Source organism: Streptomyces sp. PKA51, assembly GCF_057552455.1.
Map to the genome: position 1 here is coordinate 394,948 of NZ_BAAJPZ010000001.1, position 16,032 is coordinate 410,979.

Annotated in this window: 11 protein-coding genes; 5 read left to right on the top strand and 6 right to left on the bottom strand. The window is 72.8% G+C overall.

Translation table 11 applies throughout. The features are described 5' to 3' along the window. Positions 1–667 precede the first annotated feature (667 nt). On the top strand, positions 668–1,576 hold the full coding sequence (locus tag AC27L3_RS01510; RefSeq protein ID WP_487232117.1) for a carbohydrate-binding protein: 909 nt from the start codon (positions 668–670) through the stop codon (positions 1,574–1,576). 93 nt (positions 1,577–1,669) lie between these two features. Here the strand turns inward: AC27L3_RS01510 and AC27L3_RS01515 are convergent, their stop codons facing one another. Beyond that, positions 1,670–2,029, bottom strand: coding sequence for a DUF6355 family natural product biosynthesis protein (locus AC27L3_RS01515; RefSeq protein WP_487232118.1), 360 nt, complete (start codon positions 2,027–2,029; stop codon positions 1,670–1,672). A 125-nt stretch (positions 2,030–2,154) separates the two neighbouring features. Here AC27L3_RS01515 and AC27L3_RS01520 point away from each other — a divergent pair, with 125 nt between their 5' ends. Together AC27L3_RS01520 and AC27L3_RS01525 are read left to right on the top strand one after the other, a co-directional pair. After that, complete coding sequence (locus tag AC27L3_RS01520; RefSeq protein ID WP_487232119.1) at positions 2,155–2,604, top strand: GNAT family N-acetyltransferase; 450 nt, start codon at positions 2,155–2,157, stop codon at positions 2,602–2,604. Positions 2,605–2,796: 192 nt separating this feature from the next. Next, a complete protein-coding gene (locus tag AC27L3_RS01525) occupies positions 2,797–4,002 on the top strand; it encodes a hypothetical protein (RefSeq protein ID WP_487232120.1) in 1,206 nt (401 codons plus the stop codon). Here the strand turns inward: AC27L3_RS01525 and AC27L3_RS01530 are convergent. Continuing rightward, complete coding sequence (locus tag AC27L3_RS01530) at positions 3,947–4,369, bottom strand: YchJ family protein (protein ID WP_487232121.1); 423 nt, start codon at positions 4,367–4,369, stop codon at positions 3,947–3,949. The two genes, AC27L3_RS01525 and AC27L3_RS01530, sit on opposite strands and share 56 nt — an antisense overlap. 198 nt (positions 4,370–4,567) lie before the next feature. Here AC27L3_RS01530 and AC27L3_RS01535 point away from each other — a divergent pair, with 198 nt between their 5' ends. Continuing rightward, positions 4,568–5,086 carry a hypothetical protein gene (locus AC27L3_RS01535; RefSeq protein WP_487232122.1) on the top strand — a complete coding sequence of 173 codons (519 nt, stop codon included), beginning with the start codon at positions 4,568–4,570 and terminating at the stop codon, positions 5,084–5,086. A 51-nt stretch (positions 5,087–5,137) separates the two neighbouring features. After that, entirely contained in the window at positions 5,138–6,157 is a 1,020-nt protein-coding gene (locus AC27L3_RS01540) for a TolB family protein (RefSeq protein WP_487232123.1), read from the top strand. Here AC27L3_RS01540 and AC27L3_RS01545 read toward each other — a convergent pair. The 4 genes from AC27L3_RS01545 to AC27L3_RS01560 form a co-directional block, all read right to left on the bottom strand. Beyond that, a complete protein-coding gene (locus AC27L3_RS01545; protein ID WP_487232124.1) occupies positions 6,135–9,395 on the bottom strand; it encodes an ALF repeat-containing protein in 3,261 nt (1,086 codons plus the stop codon). The two genes, AC27L3_RS01540 and AC27L3_RS01545, sit on opposite strands and share 23 nt — an antisense overlap. A 196-nt stretch (positions 9,396–9,591) precedes the next feature. Further along, positions 9,592–11,196, bottom strand: coding sequence for a S1 family peptidase (locus AC27L3_RS01550; protein ID WP_487232125.1), 1,605 nt, complete (start codon positions 11,194–11,196; stop codon positions 9,592–9,594). Positions 11,197–11,252: 56 nt separating this feature from the next. Beyond that, complete coding sequence (locus AC27L3_RS01555) at positions 11,253–11,738, bottom strand: hypothetical protein (protein ID WP_487232126.1); 486 nt, start codon at positions 11,736–11,738, stop codon at positions 11,253–11,255. A gap of 417 nt (positions 11,739–12,155) precedes the next feature. After that, positions 12,156–15,923 carry an nSTAND1 domain-containing NTPase gene (locus tag AC27L3_RS01560; RefSeq protein WP_487232127.1) on the bottom strand — a complete coding sequence of 1,256 codons (3,768 nt, stop codon included), beginning with the start codon at positions 15,921–15,923 and terminating at the stop codon, positions 12,156–12,158. Positions 15,924–16,032: the final 109 nt, after the last annotated feature.

The window sequence follows — 16,032 nt, forward strand, 5'->3', positions numbered from 1 at the left end:
GGCACGCGCGTGCCCCGGTCGCGGGAGGCGTACACGGCCCCCCGACCGCTCAGCCATATAGTGCGCCATGCCCGCAGGTCGTGCGGGGTGCACTGAGCAGGTGCCCGGCGGCCGCCGGCGGCGCCTGGCCGAAACCGCACCCACCGGGCGCCCGGGCGCCCGCGCCGCCGGAGCGGCCGGGCCGGCGCCTCTGACGGACGTGACCTGTGTCAACTCCTGTATACAACGCCCTTGAACGGGTGTGCGGTGGGCGTCGGAACATTCGCCCCAGGGGCCGTACGGCGTCACCAGATCGGCCGGAACTCGGCTGTCCGTTTTGGTAGTTGTGGCGGCGTCCGCCCGGTGGTGCCCGGGATGTGCGGCGACGGGTCCGTGCGGCCGCCCGGAGCCCTCACCGGGCCTGATGCCGGATCCGCCCGGCGGGCGTGGAGCGCCGCCTGTCCATCAGACGGGAACGCGAGGGCTTTGGTTGCCCGGCCGTCCGGAAAAGCCGCGGCGACCGACCGGTGTACGTCAGGGGCCGGTGTGCGTCAGGGGCGAAGGGGGTGCCTGCGTTTCTTGACACTCCAGGGCACCGGCGAGATTGTCATGGACATTACCCTCGCCTGATGTGAGGGCACGTCCTCCCACCCCCCGACTCGCGGACCGCAACGGTCCTGGAGGAGACGTGAACAGACACCGCATCACCCTTGCCGCCGCCCTGCTCACCGCACTGGCCGCGCTCGTCCCCGCCCCCGCCGCCGCCGGCGCCCCCGGCCCCGCGCGGACCCCCGCGCCCGACGCCCCGCACCACGGCGTGGTCACCGCAGCCCGCGCCCCCGGGCACACGCCCGGCCGCGACCGCGCCGTGCGGGCCTTCGCCGACGGCCGCCGCGCCGCCCGCACCGCAGCCCCCGACGCCGACCTCACCCACAACTGGTGGGGCGTCTTCCCCCGGCCCGGCACGCACGACGGCATCACCGCCACCCACACCGTCGACCCCGCCTACAAGGTCTCCGACCCGGACAACTTCACCTACGCGCCCACCACCAAGGCCCAGAAGTCCTGTATGGAGGTCGTCACCGCCTACTGGAACAGCGGCAACGAGATCTGGGCCTGGGACTGGTGCAGCAGCCCCGGCGGACCCGCCAAGGTCCTGCCCGTCGACGCCGACTTCCTGGCCACCTACACCACCGCCGCCCCCGGCGGCACCCGCGCCTACAGCGTGCAGATGGTCCTGGACGACGCCGCGACCAACCGCTGGTCGGCCTATCTCTACAACCACCGCACCGCCGCGTGGAGCCTGCTGTACCGGCAGTCCGGCAACGACCTCAGCGCACTCGACCACGGCTGGGACATGTTCGAGATCTACGCCAGCACCGACCCCGCCACCGGCGTCGGCTACTACTGCACCGAAGCGCGCACGACCGTCTTCGACAGCAGCGCCGTCCAACTGCGCGCCCACGGCGCCTGGAAGGCCGCGAGCCCGGCCGACGCCCCCTGGACCGAACCCCGGCCGAACGGGCGGGACTTCCTCTGCCCGCCGCTGAAGTTCCTCCAGGCCGGCGCCAACGACCACTGGACCGTCCGCCAGTAAGGCGGCGGGCACCACGAGACGCGGCATCACGAGACGCGGCATCACGAGGCGGCCGGCGCGGTGCGCCGGCCGCCTGCGCGTCCCGTGGGCCGCTCAGGGCCCCGTGTCACCGGGGTGCGCGCACAGCCCGCCCTGGTAGGTGCTGTCGTACCAGGCGCCCGTCGCGTCGAAGTCCAAAACCGTGCGGCCCGGCCCCACGCAGCGGTGGTACTTGCCGCGGGCCCACCGCGTCACCTGGATCCACACGTTCGTATTCGTCGCGCAGTGCTCGTAGTACGGGTGCTCCCCGCTGGGGTTGTTCCAGCCGCAACCGGCCAGGTGCACGGCGGCGGGGGCGCTCGCACTCGCCGGGGCCGTGAACCCCGCACACGTCAGCGCGCCGGCCAGCACCACACCCGCCAGGGCGCCCAGGCGCCGGGAACGCCGGGTGGCGGACGACATGTCGTTGCCCATGATCTGCTCCTTGTCCGCGGGGAGTTCGCTTTCCGCCCCGCCCCGCAAGGCTGCGCCCGGCCCGGCCGCCCCGGCCACCCCGTTCGACGACCCTCGAAGCTTTGGCCGCGGCCTATACTCCGCGCATGCACCAGGCAACGATCAAGCGCGCCACCGCACGGGACGCCGCCGCCCTCACCGGCCTGGTCCGGGAGTCGGGCGCCTACCGGGGGCCGTACTCCTCGATCGTCTCCGGCTATTGCGTGACGGCCGACTACATAGCCCGCCACCGGGTCTTCACCGCCGTCGACGCCACCGACCGCCCGCTGGGCTTCTACGCGCTCGTCCTGGACCCGCCGGAACTCGACCTGGCCTTCGTCGCCGACGACGCCCAGGGGACGGGCATCGGCCGGCTCCTCGTCGGCCACATGCTCGCCCAGGCCGCCGCAGCCGGCCTGAGCACCGTCCGCGTGGTCGCCCACCCGCCCGCCGAGGCCTTCTACCGCCGCCTGGGCGCCCGCCGCACGGGCACCGTGCCGCCCCGGCCGCCCCAGGTCACCTGGGCCCGCCCGGAGTTGCACTTCGCCGTCGGGTGACGACCGCGCCCCGCCCCGGATCCGGCCGGAACCGCGCGTTGACCCCGGTGACACATGGTGTCAACGTTCCTGGCGGACCGCAGGCCCGGACCGGCGATGCGCGGGAGCGAGGCTGCCTTGGACGAGCAGGGGTTCGACGCCGTTCTCGCACGGGGACGGCCTTTCGGGAACAGCGCACAGGCGCGGGACCACGTGCGGAAGGGCATCGAGCGCGCCCTCGCCGCCGGCCCGCCCGAGGGCCGCATGCTGCTGGCCGCGGTCGCACCCCTGGACGCCGGCCGACGCTGGCGCGTCCTCGCCGACCCCCTCGTGCGCGCCGCCCTGCGCGGCGCGCTGCCCCCGCAGGTGCTGGCCACCGTGGCGGTGCCGGCGCCGGCGGCCGGGCCCCGGGTGTGGGGTCTGCGGCGCGGCGCCGACGAGCACCTGCCCGACCTGGCCGAACGCACCCTGCACGTGCCCGGGCCCCGCGAACGCGCCGCGCTGCGGGACGCCGCGCGGACGCTGCGCACGACGCTGCCGCGCGTATGGGACGGCACCGTGCGCCACGTCCGCCTGGTCGCGGTCGCCGCCGAGCCCGACGGGCCGTACGTGCCCGGTGCCGCCTTCGTCGAACGGGCCGCGCTCGGCGACCCGGCGACCGCCGCCGGACGACTGCTGTCCGAGGCCCTGCGGCAGAAATTGGCCGACGTGGCCGAGGCCCACCCCCTCACCGGGCCCCATGCGGCGCACGCCACCGTCGGCGCCCCCTGGGAGCCGCCCGGGCTGTGCGACGCCGGCACCTGGGACACGGACCGCGCGGTGACGGCACTGCACGGGTACGTCCACCTCGCCGTCCTGCACACCCTGCGCGGCGGCGACGGCCGCACGGCGTACGAGCGCGCCCACCACCTCGGCGAACAGCTCACCACCACCGCCCGCGTCGGCCTCACCCCTGCCGGGCGGCTGCTCGCGGCCCGGCTCGGCCGGGTGCTCGCCGCCACCGGCCACCCCCCGCCCCCGCCCGGCGCCGTGCTGCACCTGCTCCTGGACCGCTACGTCCGCGAAGCCGCCGGCGTCGCCGCCGGACCCCTCGCCCACGACCGCCTCCTGCTGCCGCAACTGCGCGCCGAGATGCGGGCCGTGCGCACCGTCCTGGCCGCCCTGGGCGCCTGGACGGAACTCGGCGAACTGACCGCGGCCCAGCGCCATCTGCCCTTCGCCGAGGCCCGCCGGCGCATCGCCGCCACCCTGCGGCGGCTCGCCCCCGACGGCCGCAGCCTGGAGCCGCTGGCCCCCGGCGCGGACCGGACGCTGCGGCTCATGGTCGATCACGGCAGCCGTGAACTGGCGCTGCTCGGCGCGCTCACTCCACCGCGTCCACGTACACCCATGCACCGTCCTGGCGCACGAAGCGGCTGAGCTCGTGCTGCGATCCGGCCTCGCCGTGCAGCTCGTAGTGGGCGCGGAACTCCACCGTCCCGTCCTGGTGGAAGGCGCTGCCACCGGTGGTGGAGAGGATCTCCAGCCCCGTCCAGCGGATGTCGGGATCGAAGTCGAGGGTGCGCGGCCGCGTCGCGGAGTGCCACGTGCGCAACAGGTACGCGCCGTCGAGGACGACGAAGGCGCTGTAGCGCGAGCGCATCAGGCGCTCGGCCGTGGGCGCCGCAGCGCTCCCGCTGTGGAACGCGCCGCAGCACTGCGCGTACGTCTGCTGCCTGCCGCAGGGGCAGGGCGAGGTGGCGAGCACCGCCGACTGCGGACGGTTTCCTGCTTTTCTTCTGGACACCCCCCGATTCTGCCTACCCTTTCGGACGCAGGGCCATCCGGCCCCGCCCGGCCCGGTCCTTTCCGGTGAATCCCCAGCTCACCAGGTGTGCCGGCGCCCGTCGCGCCGCGTTCGCCCACACGGCCGAGCGGTTGCGCCCGCCCTGCCCCCGGCGGACGGTGGTGCCGTCCAGGGGGGTGACGAAGGGAGCCCGTTCGCATGCGCACCACCCTGCTCACTTCCATATCCGCGGCCGTCGTGTGCGGCTCGCTGGCCCTGGGGCTCACCGGCCCCGCCCTCGCCGCCGGCGGGCGCCCCCGCCCCGTCCTGCAGGAAGAGGCACCGCAGCCCGCCGGTCCGGCCGACGCCACCGGCAACCTCGACGACACGCTCCGGCTCGGCTCGCGCATCGTCGACGAGTGCCGCAGCGCCGATCCGAACCTCGCCCTTCTGCGCGACCTGTACCGGCAGCTGGGCGCATCCGCCGGCCGGCTCCTCGCCGACGTCCGCACCCGCGCGGCGAAGGACGCCGCCGGCGACCCGGTCTCCGACGTCAAGGCACAGGCCGACACCCTGGTCAAGGACCTCACCGACCTGCTCGCGGCCGTCCAGGCCAAGGACGTCGCCAAGATCACCGCCCTGGTGCCCAAGGTGCTCGCCGACCTGCAGGCCCTGGCGGCCTCGGTGCCCAAACTCCTCACCGGCGCGGCACCCCTGCCCCTCCCGGTGCCGGCGTAGTACCTCCCGTACCTCTGTTCCGCTGCGCCCGGCTCGGCTACGGTCGGGCCGGTGCGCAGACGACCCCTGGCCGCGGCCGTGCTCGGCCTGGCCCTCGCCCTCCTGCCCACCGCCTGCTCCGACTCCGGGCCCGGGCCCGCACCCGCGCCGCGCGACGACGGCGCCCGCCTGCTCTTCCGCGGCGGTGCCAGGGCCAGCGCCCAGAACCCCGCCTTCTCCCCGGACGGCCGCTCCCTGCTGTTCACCGTCTTCCACGGCGGCTACAACGAGGGCGCCGCAGCCCTGCGCGTCCTGCCGCTGGACGCGTCCGGTGCGACCAGGAGCGCGAAGAAGCCCGGCACCCTCATCGACGAGGACGACCGGGCCGCCGTCAACCTGCCCGGCGCCAGCTGGAACCGCTCGGGCGAGGTCGCCTTCGCCTCCGACCGCGCCGGCGGCGCGGACGAGGTGTGGGTCCTGCGCCCCGGCGGCCGCCCCACCCGCATCACCGCCCACGACGGCTCCTCCGGCTACCTGGAGCCCAGCTTCTCCCCGGACGGCCGCTGGCTGGTCTTCCAGGAGAGCGACCCGCACCAGCGCGGCTCCCTGTGGAAGGTGCGCCGCGACGGCACCGGCGCCGTCAAGCTCCTGGACGGACCCGCCACCGGCACCGACAACCGCCAGCCCAACTGGTCACCCGCCGGCGACCGTCTGGTCTTCCAGCGGCGCGCGACGGACGGCGGCACCTGGGCGCTCTACACCATCGGCGCGGACGGCACCGGACTGCGCCGCATCACCTCCGTCCCCGGGGAGCACACCGACCCCAGCTGGTCGCCCGACGGGCAGTGGGTGGTGTTCTCCTCGACGGCCGGCGGCCTGGAGCAACCCCAGATCTTCGCCACCCGCGCCGACGGCTCCGGCACCCCGGTCCGCATCACCAGGAACGACGCCACCTACGACGGCGCCCCCAGCTGGTCCCCGGACGGCCACTGGATCGCCTTCGAATCCCACGAGGGCGACGAGGACCGACCGACCTCCCTGTGGCGAATCCGGGTGCCGGAGGGTCTGCTCACCAGTCGAAGAACTTCTTGACCCCGGAGTAGGCGCCTTCCACGACTCGCCGGACGACCCGTACCTTCTTGTTCGGCTTCCGGAAAAGAATGCTGTCCGGTGCGACGAAGTCGTACATGCCCTTGACGAACCCCTCGGTGCTCCAGCCGTCGAAGTATCCGTGGGCGTAGATGTCCAAGCCCCCTGCAGCAAATTGGGTGCCGAGGTTGGTGAACTGGGCAGTTCGCTGGACGAACTTCGCGCCTGGGGAGACGTAAGGGATACCCGACGGAACGCGTCCTGCAATGGTCGCTACGCTTGATGCCCATCCACCGATGGCGCGCAGGCGCTTGGACCATTTCTTCGCGGTCGAGTGGCCGTTTCCGGAATCGGAGTCCTCGCCGGGCACCGCCACCTCGTCGTTCTTGGGGTCGTCGGCGGGGTCGATCCCCTTCTTGACGTTGTCCAGTGCGTCCTGCAACGCCTTGGCGACGGCGGCCACCTGCTCCTCGTAGTACTTCTTCGCCGTGATGCCCCAGGCCTCGTCCGCGGCCCGGGCGGCCGCCTCGGAGCTCTTGCCCGCGCTGACGGCGGACACCCGCGCCTCGGCAGCGGCTTCCTGCGCACCGGTCGCCGAGTCGACCGCCCGCCCGGCGGACGCGGCGGCCTGGTTGGCGGAGTAGTTGGCCTGCCGGCTTGCCCGGCGGGCCGTGGCCGCGGCGTCCTTGGCCTTCCGGGCCGAGTCCGCGGCCGAAGCGGCCGAGTCGTCGGCCTCCCGCGCCTTCTTCTGCGCCTCGTCGGCGTAGCCCTTCGCCTCCTTCGCCGAAGCCTTGGCCTTGTCGGCCCACTGACCGGCTTCCTGGGCCTTGTTGCGGGCCTTTGCCGCCACCTCGTACGCCAGCGCCGCGTTCTGGTTCGCGACGGCCGCGCTGCGGGCTGCATTGGCGATCAGGGCGCGTACGGAGGCCACGTGGGTGGCGGTGTCCTGGTCCTGTTGCGCCGCCTTGAACCGGACACGCGTGACGAAGTCGTGCTGCATGGAGGCGGGTCCGGCCATCGCGATCTGGGCCGCGGCCTGCACATTGGGTCCGCCGTTGGTCATGACGGCCAAGGTCTCGGCCCGGTCGTCCTCGATCAGGGCCTGCCGGTACCCGTCGACCAGGAAGGCGTTGAGAGCCTTGGCGCTGCCCTTGCTCAATGCGGCATTGCCGGCTTCCGTGACGCTCCTGCCCGCCCCCTTCATGAGCTTGAGGACCTGGACCCGGTAGTCGTCGACCTGAACGTCGTACGAGCCTTCGGCGAGGAACTTCTCCACCTGCCCGGGGTCGCCGCTCTTCAGCACCGTGAGTGCCGCCTCGGCCAGAGCCGGGCCGCCCACCTGTGCGAGGAGCAGAACCTTGTCCCGGTCGTCCAGGTGCAGGGCACGCTGGTACTCCGCGGTCACCCAGCGGACAACGGTGTCGTCATTGCCGGAAAGGGCGTTCTCGGCTGCCGCCCGGGTCCAGACACCGGTGTTTCCCAGGAGATTGACAGCGGCCTTCCGGCCCAGTTCGGCTGCCGTCCTGGTGTCGGTGCCCGGCGCTGCAGCCTTGGCGAGCAGTTGCCTGGTCGCCTCCTCGGTGGCCCCCGCCCGCTTCTGCAGCCGGTCCGACCAGTCACGTGTGTCCTGATCGGCCTTGCCGAGCGCTTTGGCCTCCTCGATACCGGACTTCATGTCCGCTGCGAGAGCGGCCTTCTCGGTCTCGCGGGCGAGCTTCTCGACCTTCTGGGCCTGTGCGACGGCATCGGACGCCATGGTGGCGGCCTCGATGGCGGCGTTGGCGTGCAGCGTGGCCTTGTTCGCCGCGTCCTGGGACTTGCCTGCCTGGGCCGCAGCCTCGTCCGCGGCCTTCGCGGCCCGGTCGGCGTGCCCGGCAGCGCTGTTGGCGGCCTTGTGCGCGTCGCGCGCGGCAGCGGCGGACCGGTCGGCGAGGGACTGCGCCCTGCCGGCGGCCTCGGTGGCCTCACCTGCGGCATTGCGGGCGACATCGGCGGCCTCGCGTGCCCGTCGGGACTGCTCGGTCGCTTCCCCCGCCGCGCTGCCGGCTTCCGCTGCGGCGCCCGCCGAGTCGGCTGCGTTCTGTGCGGCCCGGGCAGCGGCGGCGCCCGCCCTGCCCGCCTCGGCACTGGCATCGGCCGCGTGCAGGGCGGCATCGGCGGCGGTACGGGCTCCGCTCGCCGCATCGCGTGCGGCGCCGGCGGCCTGCCGTGCCGCTGCCGCCTCGCCCGCGTCGCCCGCGGCCCTGGAGGCGGCCGAGTAGGCGCGTGCGGCCGCCTCGGCAGCTGCTGCCGCTGCCGCAGCAGCAGCCTGAGCGGCTTCGGCAGCCGTGCGAGCGGCGGCAATGGCCGTATTGGCGGCCTGGATCGCCGTGCGAGCCGCCTCCGCAGCGCCCGATGCCGCCGCGGCGGCGCGGTTGGCGGCCTGCCCGACACGCTGGAGGTCGTTTTTGGCGGCCGCGCTCTCCTGGGCGGCCTTCTGAGCGGCTTCCTTGGCCTTCTTCGATGCCTCCTCCGCCCGCGTCGACGCCTCCTTCGCGGCGTCGGTCTCCCGCTTGGCCCGTTTGCCCGCCTCGTCCGCGACCCGGGCGAGCTGCGCGACCGTCAAGGACTCCTGGTCGCGAGCCCGGGCCAGGTGCTGCCCGCTCTCCAGGAACTCGGCGACGTCCTGCGCCGAGCCGCTCAACGCGCGCTGCGCCTGTTTCTTCACCTCCGGGCCACCGGCCTGCATGACCTTCAGGAGCTCGACCCGGTCGTCCTCCTCCCGGGCCTTGTCCCAGCCGGTGTCGAGGAATTCCTGCAGCGCTGTGGCGGAGCCCTCGTCGAGGGCTTTCTGACCGGCCTTGCGAACCGCTTCGTCCCCATGGTTCATCGCGGTCAGGACCTGGACGCGCCGATCGTCGTCCAGAGGGGCCTTGTAGCCGGACTTCACGAATTCGTGGATGTCCGCATCGGAACCGCTCAGAGCCTTCGAAGCGGCCTCGCGAACACCCGCTCCGGCCGAGCTCAACATCTTCAGAACGGCGAACCGTTCGTCCTCGGCCCGCGCGTGGTCGAGGCCCTGCCGCAGAAAGGCCGCTATGTCGGCGTCCGAGCCGACCAGGGCCTTCGCCGCGGCTTCCTTAGCCGAGGCTCCTCCGAGGTTCCACGCCTCGACCACCTGCGCGCGTGCATCCACCGCAAGAGCGGGGCCGTCCGGTTCGGCCGGCACGGCCTGGGCCACGGTGGTGCCGAACACCGTCACCGCCAGCGTCAGGGACGCCAGCCCGGTGAATCTGCGGTGCCGGCGCCACGAGGGGCGCTGCCGTAACTCCGGTCTCTTGTGGGTCATATTTCCTCCCATTCGTCACTTGGGCTTTGAACAGCACCTGCGTGCACACGGCGGGGGCGCGCCTTCGGTCGGAGGTGTGTCCGACCTGCCGCCGCGCCCCCGGACCGTGTCAGCTCACGAGTTCGATGCCACCATGGGTGCCTGCCGCGTCGACGGCGGGGAAGATGCCCAGGTTGCCGTTGTTCCAGCTGATCAGGATGTCGTTGACCTTGCCGTTGCCGTCGGCGAAGGAGCCGGTGGTGACGGTCTGCATGTTCTTCCAGGCGGAGCCGGCGTCACGGATCTTGGTGCGCCCGTGGTATCCCTTGGCATCGACGCCGGGGAAGAGACTCGTCTCACCGTCCTGCCATTGGATGAGCAGGTCGGACGTCTTCTTGCCGGTGAAGTCACCGGCGCTGATCTGCGCCGCGTTCTCCCAGGACTTCGTGGCTTCGCTCAACTGCTCGTGGCCGCCGAGCCCCTTGCTGTGGACGTCGGTGTACATCGAAGTGGACCCGTTCTCCCACAGCACCAGTACGTCGTCGCGCTGATCGTTGCCCGTGAACCTCCCGGCAGTGATCAGCCGGGCGTTCTTCCAGAAGGGGTTTGGGTTGTCCTTCTCACCCTTCTGCAGGGTCTTCTCGCCGTGGACGCCCTTCTCGTCGAGATGGGCGTACTCCGTCACCTCGCCGTCCTTCCAGCGGACGAAGAGACCGTCCGTGCCGTCACCGGCGAATGCACCGCCGGTGATCGCCCGCGCGTACTTCCACATGCTGTCCGCCTTGGCGATCGGGATCTCGGCGGAGAAGGGCGTCTTGGGGTCACCGCTCCTGGAGCCCTGGTACAGGCTGGCCGAGCCGTCCTTCCAGACGACGAACAGGTCCATGGAACGCTTGCCGGCGGCAGGGCCGGTGAAGTAGCCGGACGCGGTGTACGCGGCGTTCTTCCAGTCCGCCCGGGAGAGCAGGTCGCGAGCCGCGGTGGCCTGGACCCAGTCGGCGACGTCGTCCACGCGGGTGCTTCGGGCGTCCCTGCGCGTGTCATCGGCCTCGGAGCCCCAGCAGCCCCCCTGCCGGAAGGCCGAGTTGACTGCCACGAGCTCGGCCTTGCCGCCGTTCTCCCGGAAGACGGGGGAGCCGGCGTCGCCCTTGCACAGGGCGGCGTCCGCGCCCTTGCCCGCGAGGTCGAGGGAGGAGGCGGCAGTGGAGGAGACGGTGAAGGAGGCGGAGTGCAGGCGGTCGGGGGCCCATTCGTCCTTGGTGCGGCCGTAACCGGCGGTGCGGAGGTCCTCGCCCTGTCGGGGCTCGCCGGTGGCCACGGGCAGGGGCGAAACCCCGGACACCGGCTTGGCGAGCTTGACCATGACCAGGTCGCGATCGCCGCGCGGCACGAGCTCGATCGCTCCGACGGTGGATCCAGCCGTACCGGACAGGCCCGTGCGGCCGACCGTGACGGTCGTCTTCTGCTTGGGGACCCCGCCGGTGATGCGGAACCCCTGCGAGGGGTCGTCCGCGAAGCAGCTGGCGGCGGTGAGCACCCACTGGCTCTCGACGAGCGCCCCGGTGCAGGCGCGCCGACCGCTCCCGACGTCGAGCCTGGCGGTGAACGGGTACTGCCCGTCCCGGGCCTCGTCACCGACGACGGCCTGCGCCTGGGTTCCGCACAGGACGCCCGCTGCGACGGACGTGGTGAGGATGCCTGCTATCCACGCGGCGCGCGGACCATTACCGGACATGAACGTTCCTTATTCATCGGAGAACTGTACGTTTCGTAGAGCTGTTGAAGCGCGGATTACTTCTTGGCCACGATCTCGAGGAGAGCGAACTCGCGACCCTGGGGATCGTTCGTCTCGCCGACCCCGGTCCACTTGTTCTTCTCCAGGTCGAAGGACTTCTCCTGGTTCGCCGCCACCATGTTGAGGCGAACGGCATAGTCGTTCCCCTTGGCGCCGTAGACGGACGGCAGCTCCAGGCTCAGGTAGCCGGACGTACCGGTGATGCGAAAGCAGAACTTCCCCTGCCCGACCGTGTCCGTCGCCTGCATGCCCCGCGCGTACACCTCGACCAGTCCGGGTCGGCTGTCACAGGCGGCGAGCACCACGTGGCCGTCGCCGCGCTTCAGCTTGATGCCCCGGTCCTTGAAGATCTTGTCGGCCTGTGGATATGCGAAATCCTCCACGCCGCTGGGAAAGTCATCCGCGGCCACTGCGGGTGTATAGCCGCTCATCACCGCGGCAACGACGACCCCCGTGGCGAACAGGCGGGGCAGCAACTTCATCGATCGGTTTCCGTCCTCTTGTGGGTCGATGCAAGGAGGCGCGAGTGTGTCCATGAGGCGTGCACTCGCCGACCGAAGACTCGTTCCGAGCTTTTCGCCGGTCAATGGGTTTACCGGTTTCCCGGCGCCGAAGGATGGAGGAAACCGGAGCTGACCTGTGCAAACGATGGATAGTGCCGGCTGCTCGCCGCAGAGGTTGCCATGAGGGCGAGCGCGGGTTTCCTCGTTTCCGGTGCCGACGGGAAACAGGGAAAACCTTGTGTCCTGCGCGCGTTGCCCGGTGAACTGTGAGTGCTGAGCGGGCATACAGCTGCGGTGGCACGGGGGTTCATCGCGAGCGAATGCCGTGTGGTGAAAAGATGGCGGGGATGCCTGATAAGGCATCCCCGCCACCATGGCCTTCCCCGGCAGGGGTGTTCAGGCGCAGGGGTTTTTCGTCGGGAGTTTTGTGAGCGTCGCGTTCCACTGGTGGTCGGCGCTCAGGCGGCACACGCCGTCGGCGACGGTGGCCGGGTCGAGTTCCCAGATGCGTACGGTGCGGTCGGTGTTGACCGTGGCGAGAGTGTGTCCCGAGGGCGAGGAGGCGAGGCCCGAGACGTAGCCGCCCGTGCCCGTCAGGGTGGCGACGGGCTGGTGGGAGCGGGTGTTCCACAGGCGGATGGTGCGGTCGTATCCCGCGGTGGCCAGGGTGGTGCCGTCGGGGGTGTAGGCGAGGTGGCTCACGGTTTCCGTGTGGCCGGTCAGTGTCGTGACGCGCTGCCGGGTCGCCACGTCCCACACCGTGACGTCGCAGCTGGTCGCGGCCAGGGTGGTGCCGTCGGGGCCGAAGGCGAGGGAGTACGTCCTGCACATCGGGCCCGAGCGGGCCAGGGTGGTGACGACCTTGCGGGAGCGCAGGTCCCACAGGCGGACGGACGCGTCGTGGTTGCCGGTGGCGAGGGTGCGGCCGTCCGGGGAGAACGCCAGGGAGGCCACGGCCTCGGGTTCGCCGTCGAGAACGGCGAGCACCTCGTGCGTGCGCACGTCCCACAGGCGGGTGCTGCGGTCGGCGCCGGCGGTGGCCAGGGTGCGGCCGTCGGGGCTGAAGGCCGCGGCGAGAACGGCTGCGCCGTGGCCGGTCAGCGTGGCCGCCTCCCGGTACGTGGCCGTCTCCCACAGTCGTGCCGTGCCGTCCTCGCTCGTACCGGCGAGGGTACGGCCGTCCGGGGAGAAGGCCAGAGCCGTCACGGCGCCGGCGGGACCGGAGAGGGTGGTGAGGACGCTGCCCGCGCCCATGTCCCACAGCACGACGGTGCCCCGGGCGTCACCGGCGGCCAGGGTGCGCCGGTCCGGCGAGAGGGCCACGGCGGTCGCCGCCGCGCCGCCCGCGACGAGCGTGCCGGTCCTCTGCCGGGACGAGGCGTCCCAGAGCTGCAGGGTGGGGGTGGTGCCGCGTTGTTCGGCGGTCGAGGTGGTGACGATGCTCCGCCCGTCCGGGCTGAAGGCCACCCCCGGGATCGCCCCCGCCCCCGTCAGCGTGCCGGCCTCCTGGTGCGTGGTCGTGTCCCACAGGCGTGCGGTGTCGTCGTTGTATCCGGCGGTGGCGAGGGTGCGGCCGTCGGGGGAGAAGGCCACCGACCAGACGATGTCGCGGTGCCCGGACAGGGTGGCGGTCATGCGGCGGGAGGCGAGGTCCCACAGCCGCGCCGTCCGGTCCAGGCCCCCGGTGGCGAGGCTGCGCCCGTCGGGGGAGAAGGCCACGGCGGCGACGGCGGCCGTATGGCCGCTCAGCGTGCCGGTGACGTGATGCGAGGCCGGGTCCCACAGCCTGACCTTCTGATCGGTGTACGTGGCGGCCAGCGTACGGCCGTCGGGTGCGTACGCGACCCGCCAGACGGCGCCGTTGCCGTCGTCGAGCACGCCTGCCGCACGCCGTGTGGCCACGTCCCACAGGCGCACGGTGCCGTCGTCGCCCGCCGACGCCAGGGTGCGCCCGTCGGGGGCGAACGCCACACCGTTGACGGCGCCGGCATGGCCGGTGAGGGTGACGACCGGACGGTGGGTGCGCACGTCCCACAGCTTGACCGTCCGGTCCCTGCCGCCCGTTGCGACGGTGCGCCCGTCGGGGGAGAACGCCACGGCACGGACCCTGTCGGTGTGCCCCGTCAGGGTCGCCAGCAGCCTGCGGGAGGCCGTGTCCCACAGCTTGGCCGTGTGGTCGTCGCTCGCCGTGGCCACCGTACGGCTGTCGGGGCTGAACGCCGCGGCGAAGACGTCGTCCGTGTGACTGGTGAGCTGGTTGCCGGGGAACGCCGCGTACGTGCTCAGCAGGCTGCTGCGGGCCTCGGCGGTGGGGGAGCGGCGGTAGGCGCTCAGCGCGACGAGCATCGCGGCCTCGGGCTGGTCGCGCAGCATGCCGGTGGCCCGGGCGGCGAGTTCGCGGGATTCCGCCACGCGGCGCTGGTCCTGGGCCATGCGGCTCTGGTGGAGGGCGGCGGCGCCGGCCACGAGCGAGAGGACGAGGAGGGTGGCGAGGCCGGCGGTCAGGGTGCGCAGGTTCCGCAGGCGGCGCTGCTCCGTGCGCTTCTCCGACCGCTCCCGTTCGACACCGGCTTGAAGGAACCTGCGCGCCGTGGCGGGAAGGGCGGCCGCGCCCGAGGGGCGTTCGGCGACCTCCAGGGCCGTCGCCAGGCGGGAGCCGCGGTAGAGCAGGCTCGTGTCACGGCCCTCGCGCTCCCAGGCGGCGGCCGCCTCGGCCAGGGCCTGGCGGGTGTGCAGGACGGTCCGGTCCTCCTCGATCCACTGGCGCAGCCGGGGCCAGGCGTGCAGCAGGGCCTCGTGGGCGACCTTGACGTGGTCGGCGTCCACGGTGAGCAGCCGTGCCCGGGTGAACGCCTCGATGACGGCCTCGGCGGCCGCGTCGCCGCCCGCCTCGACGAGGTCGGCCCTGCGGCCCGGCCGGCTCGTCTCCCGGTCGTCGCCGACCTGGACCAGGTGCAGCAGAACGCTCCGGGCCGCCTGTTGCCGGTGTGCGGGCAGGGACGCGTAGGCGCGCTCGGCGGTGGCGGCCACCGCGCCGTACACGCCCCCCGTCAACCGGTAGCCCTCGACGGTCAGCGTGGAGTTCTCGCGGTGCTGCCAGGTGCCGAGCAGGGCGTGGGAGAGCAGGGGGAGCGCCCCACCGTGCGCGGCGTGGCCGGGTGCCGCCCGGCCGGGCAGGTGACCGATGTCGCGCAGGAGCACCTCGACCAGCCCGGGCTCCACCTCCAGGCCGCTCTCGCGGGCCGGCCCGGTGACGGCGTCGCGCAGTTGCGCGTCCCCCATCGGCCCCAGGGTGATGTGGCCCCGCTGCAGTGACGTGGCAAGGGCGGGGAAGGCCAGGCAGCGGTCGTAGAAGTCGGCCCGGACCCCGAGGACGACGAGCGCGGCGGGAAGGGCGTCCGCGCCGGTGCCCCGCGGCGCCGTCAGGGCCGTCAGCGCGTCGACGAAAGCGGCCCGGTCGCGTGCGTCGGGGCAGAGCATGAAGGTCTCTTCGAACTGGTCCACCACGACGACCAGCGCCGTACCCTCGTCCGGCAGGGCGGCGCCCACCGCGGCGGCGAAGGCGTCCGCCCCCTCCTGCCGGGCCTTGTCGAGCAGCTGACGGCAGGCCCCGGTGGCCACGGACATCCGCTCCACGAGCGCGTCGAGCGGACGCTCCCCGGGAGTGAGCAGCGCCACGGGCCAGGACCGCGAACCGCTGACGGGCAGGACTCCGCGGGCCAGAGCGGGTATCAGCCCGGCCCTCAGCAGCGACGACTTCCCCGCGCCCGACGGTGCGGTCACCAGCAGGGGCCCCGGCGTCCGCAGCCGCTCGCTCAACTGGGCGACCAGGTCGGCCACGGCGTCCGTGCGGCCGAAGAACCACCGTGCGTCCCGGACACCGAACGGGGACAGGCCGGGGTACGGGCACACGCCCGTGTCCCGTTTTCTGCCCCCGTTGTCCTTGGCCGCCGCGAGGACGGCGTTCTCCAGCGTGCCGCCGGTCTTCAGTACCTGGTCGCAGACGCGACCCAGTTCCAAGGTCAGCGGTTTCTCGCCGTTTTCGACCTTGCTGACGTAACCCTTGCTGTAGAACGCCCGACGGGCCAGCTCGGCCAGCGACAATCCCTGGTCGCGCCGCAGCCGGCGCAGCAGTTCCCCGGTGCCCAGGTCTTCTTCTTCCACCGCTGCGCGGCCCCTCTTCCCGGATGTCCGTGCAGGGGCCCGTCACCCGGCGCCCCCCGCATTGATCGATGCATCGACCATGCTCTCAGGGGGCGCCGTACGTGAGCGA

What these genes read in the sequence shown, in the direction of transcription:
- AC27L3_RS01555 (WP_487232126.1), bottom strand. Translation starts at nt 11,738, where the DNA reads ATGAAGTTGCTGCCCCGCCTGTTCGCCACGGGGGTCGTCGTTGCCGCG.
- AC27L3_RS01535 (WP_487232122.1), top strand. Translation starts at nt 4,568, where the DNA reads ATGCGCACCACCCTGCTCACTTCCATATCCGCGGCCGTCGTGTGCGGC.
- AC27L3_RS01550 (WP_487232125.1), bottom strand. Translation starts at nt 11,196, where the DNA reads ATGTCCGGTAATGGTCCGCGCGCCGCGTGGATAGCAGGCATCCTCACC.
- AC27L3_RS01515 (WP_487232118.1), bottom strand. Translation starts at nt 2,029, where the DNA reads ATGGGCAACGACATGTCGTCCGCCACCCGGCGTTCCCGGCGCCTGGGC.
- AC27L3_RS01520 (WP_487232119.1), top strand. Translation starts at nt 2,155, where the DNA reads ATGCACCAGGCAACGATCAAGCGCGCCACCGCACGGGACGCCGCCGCC.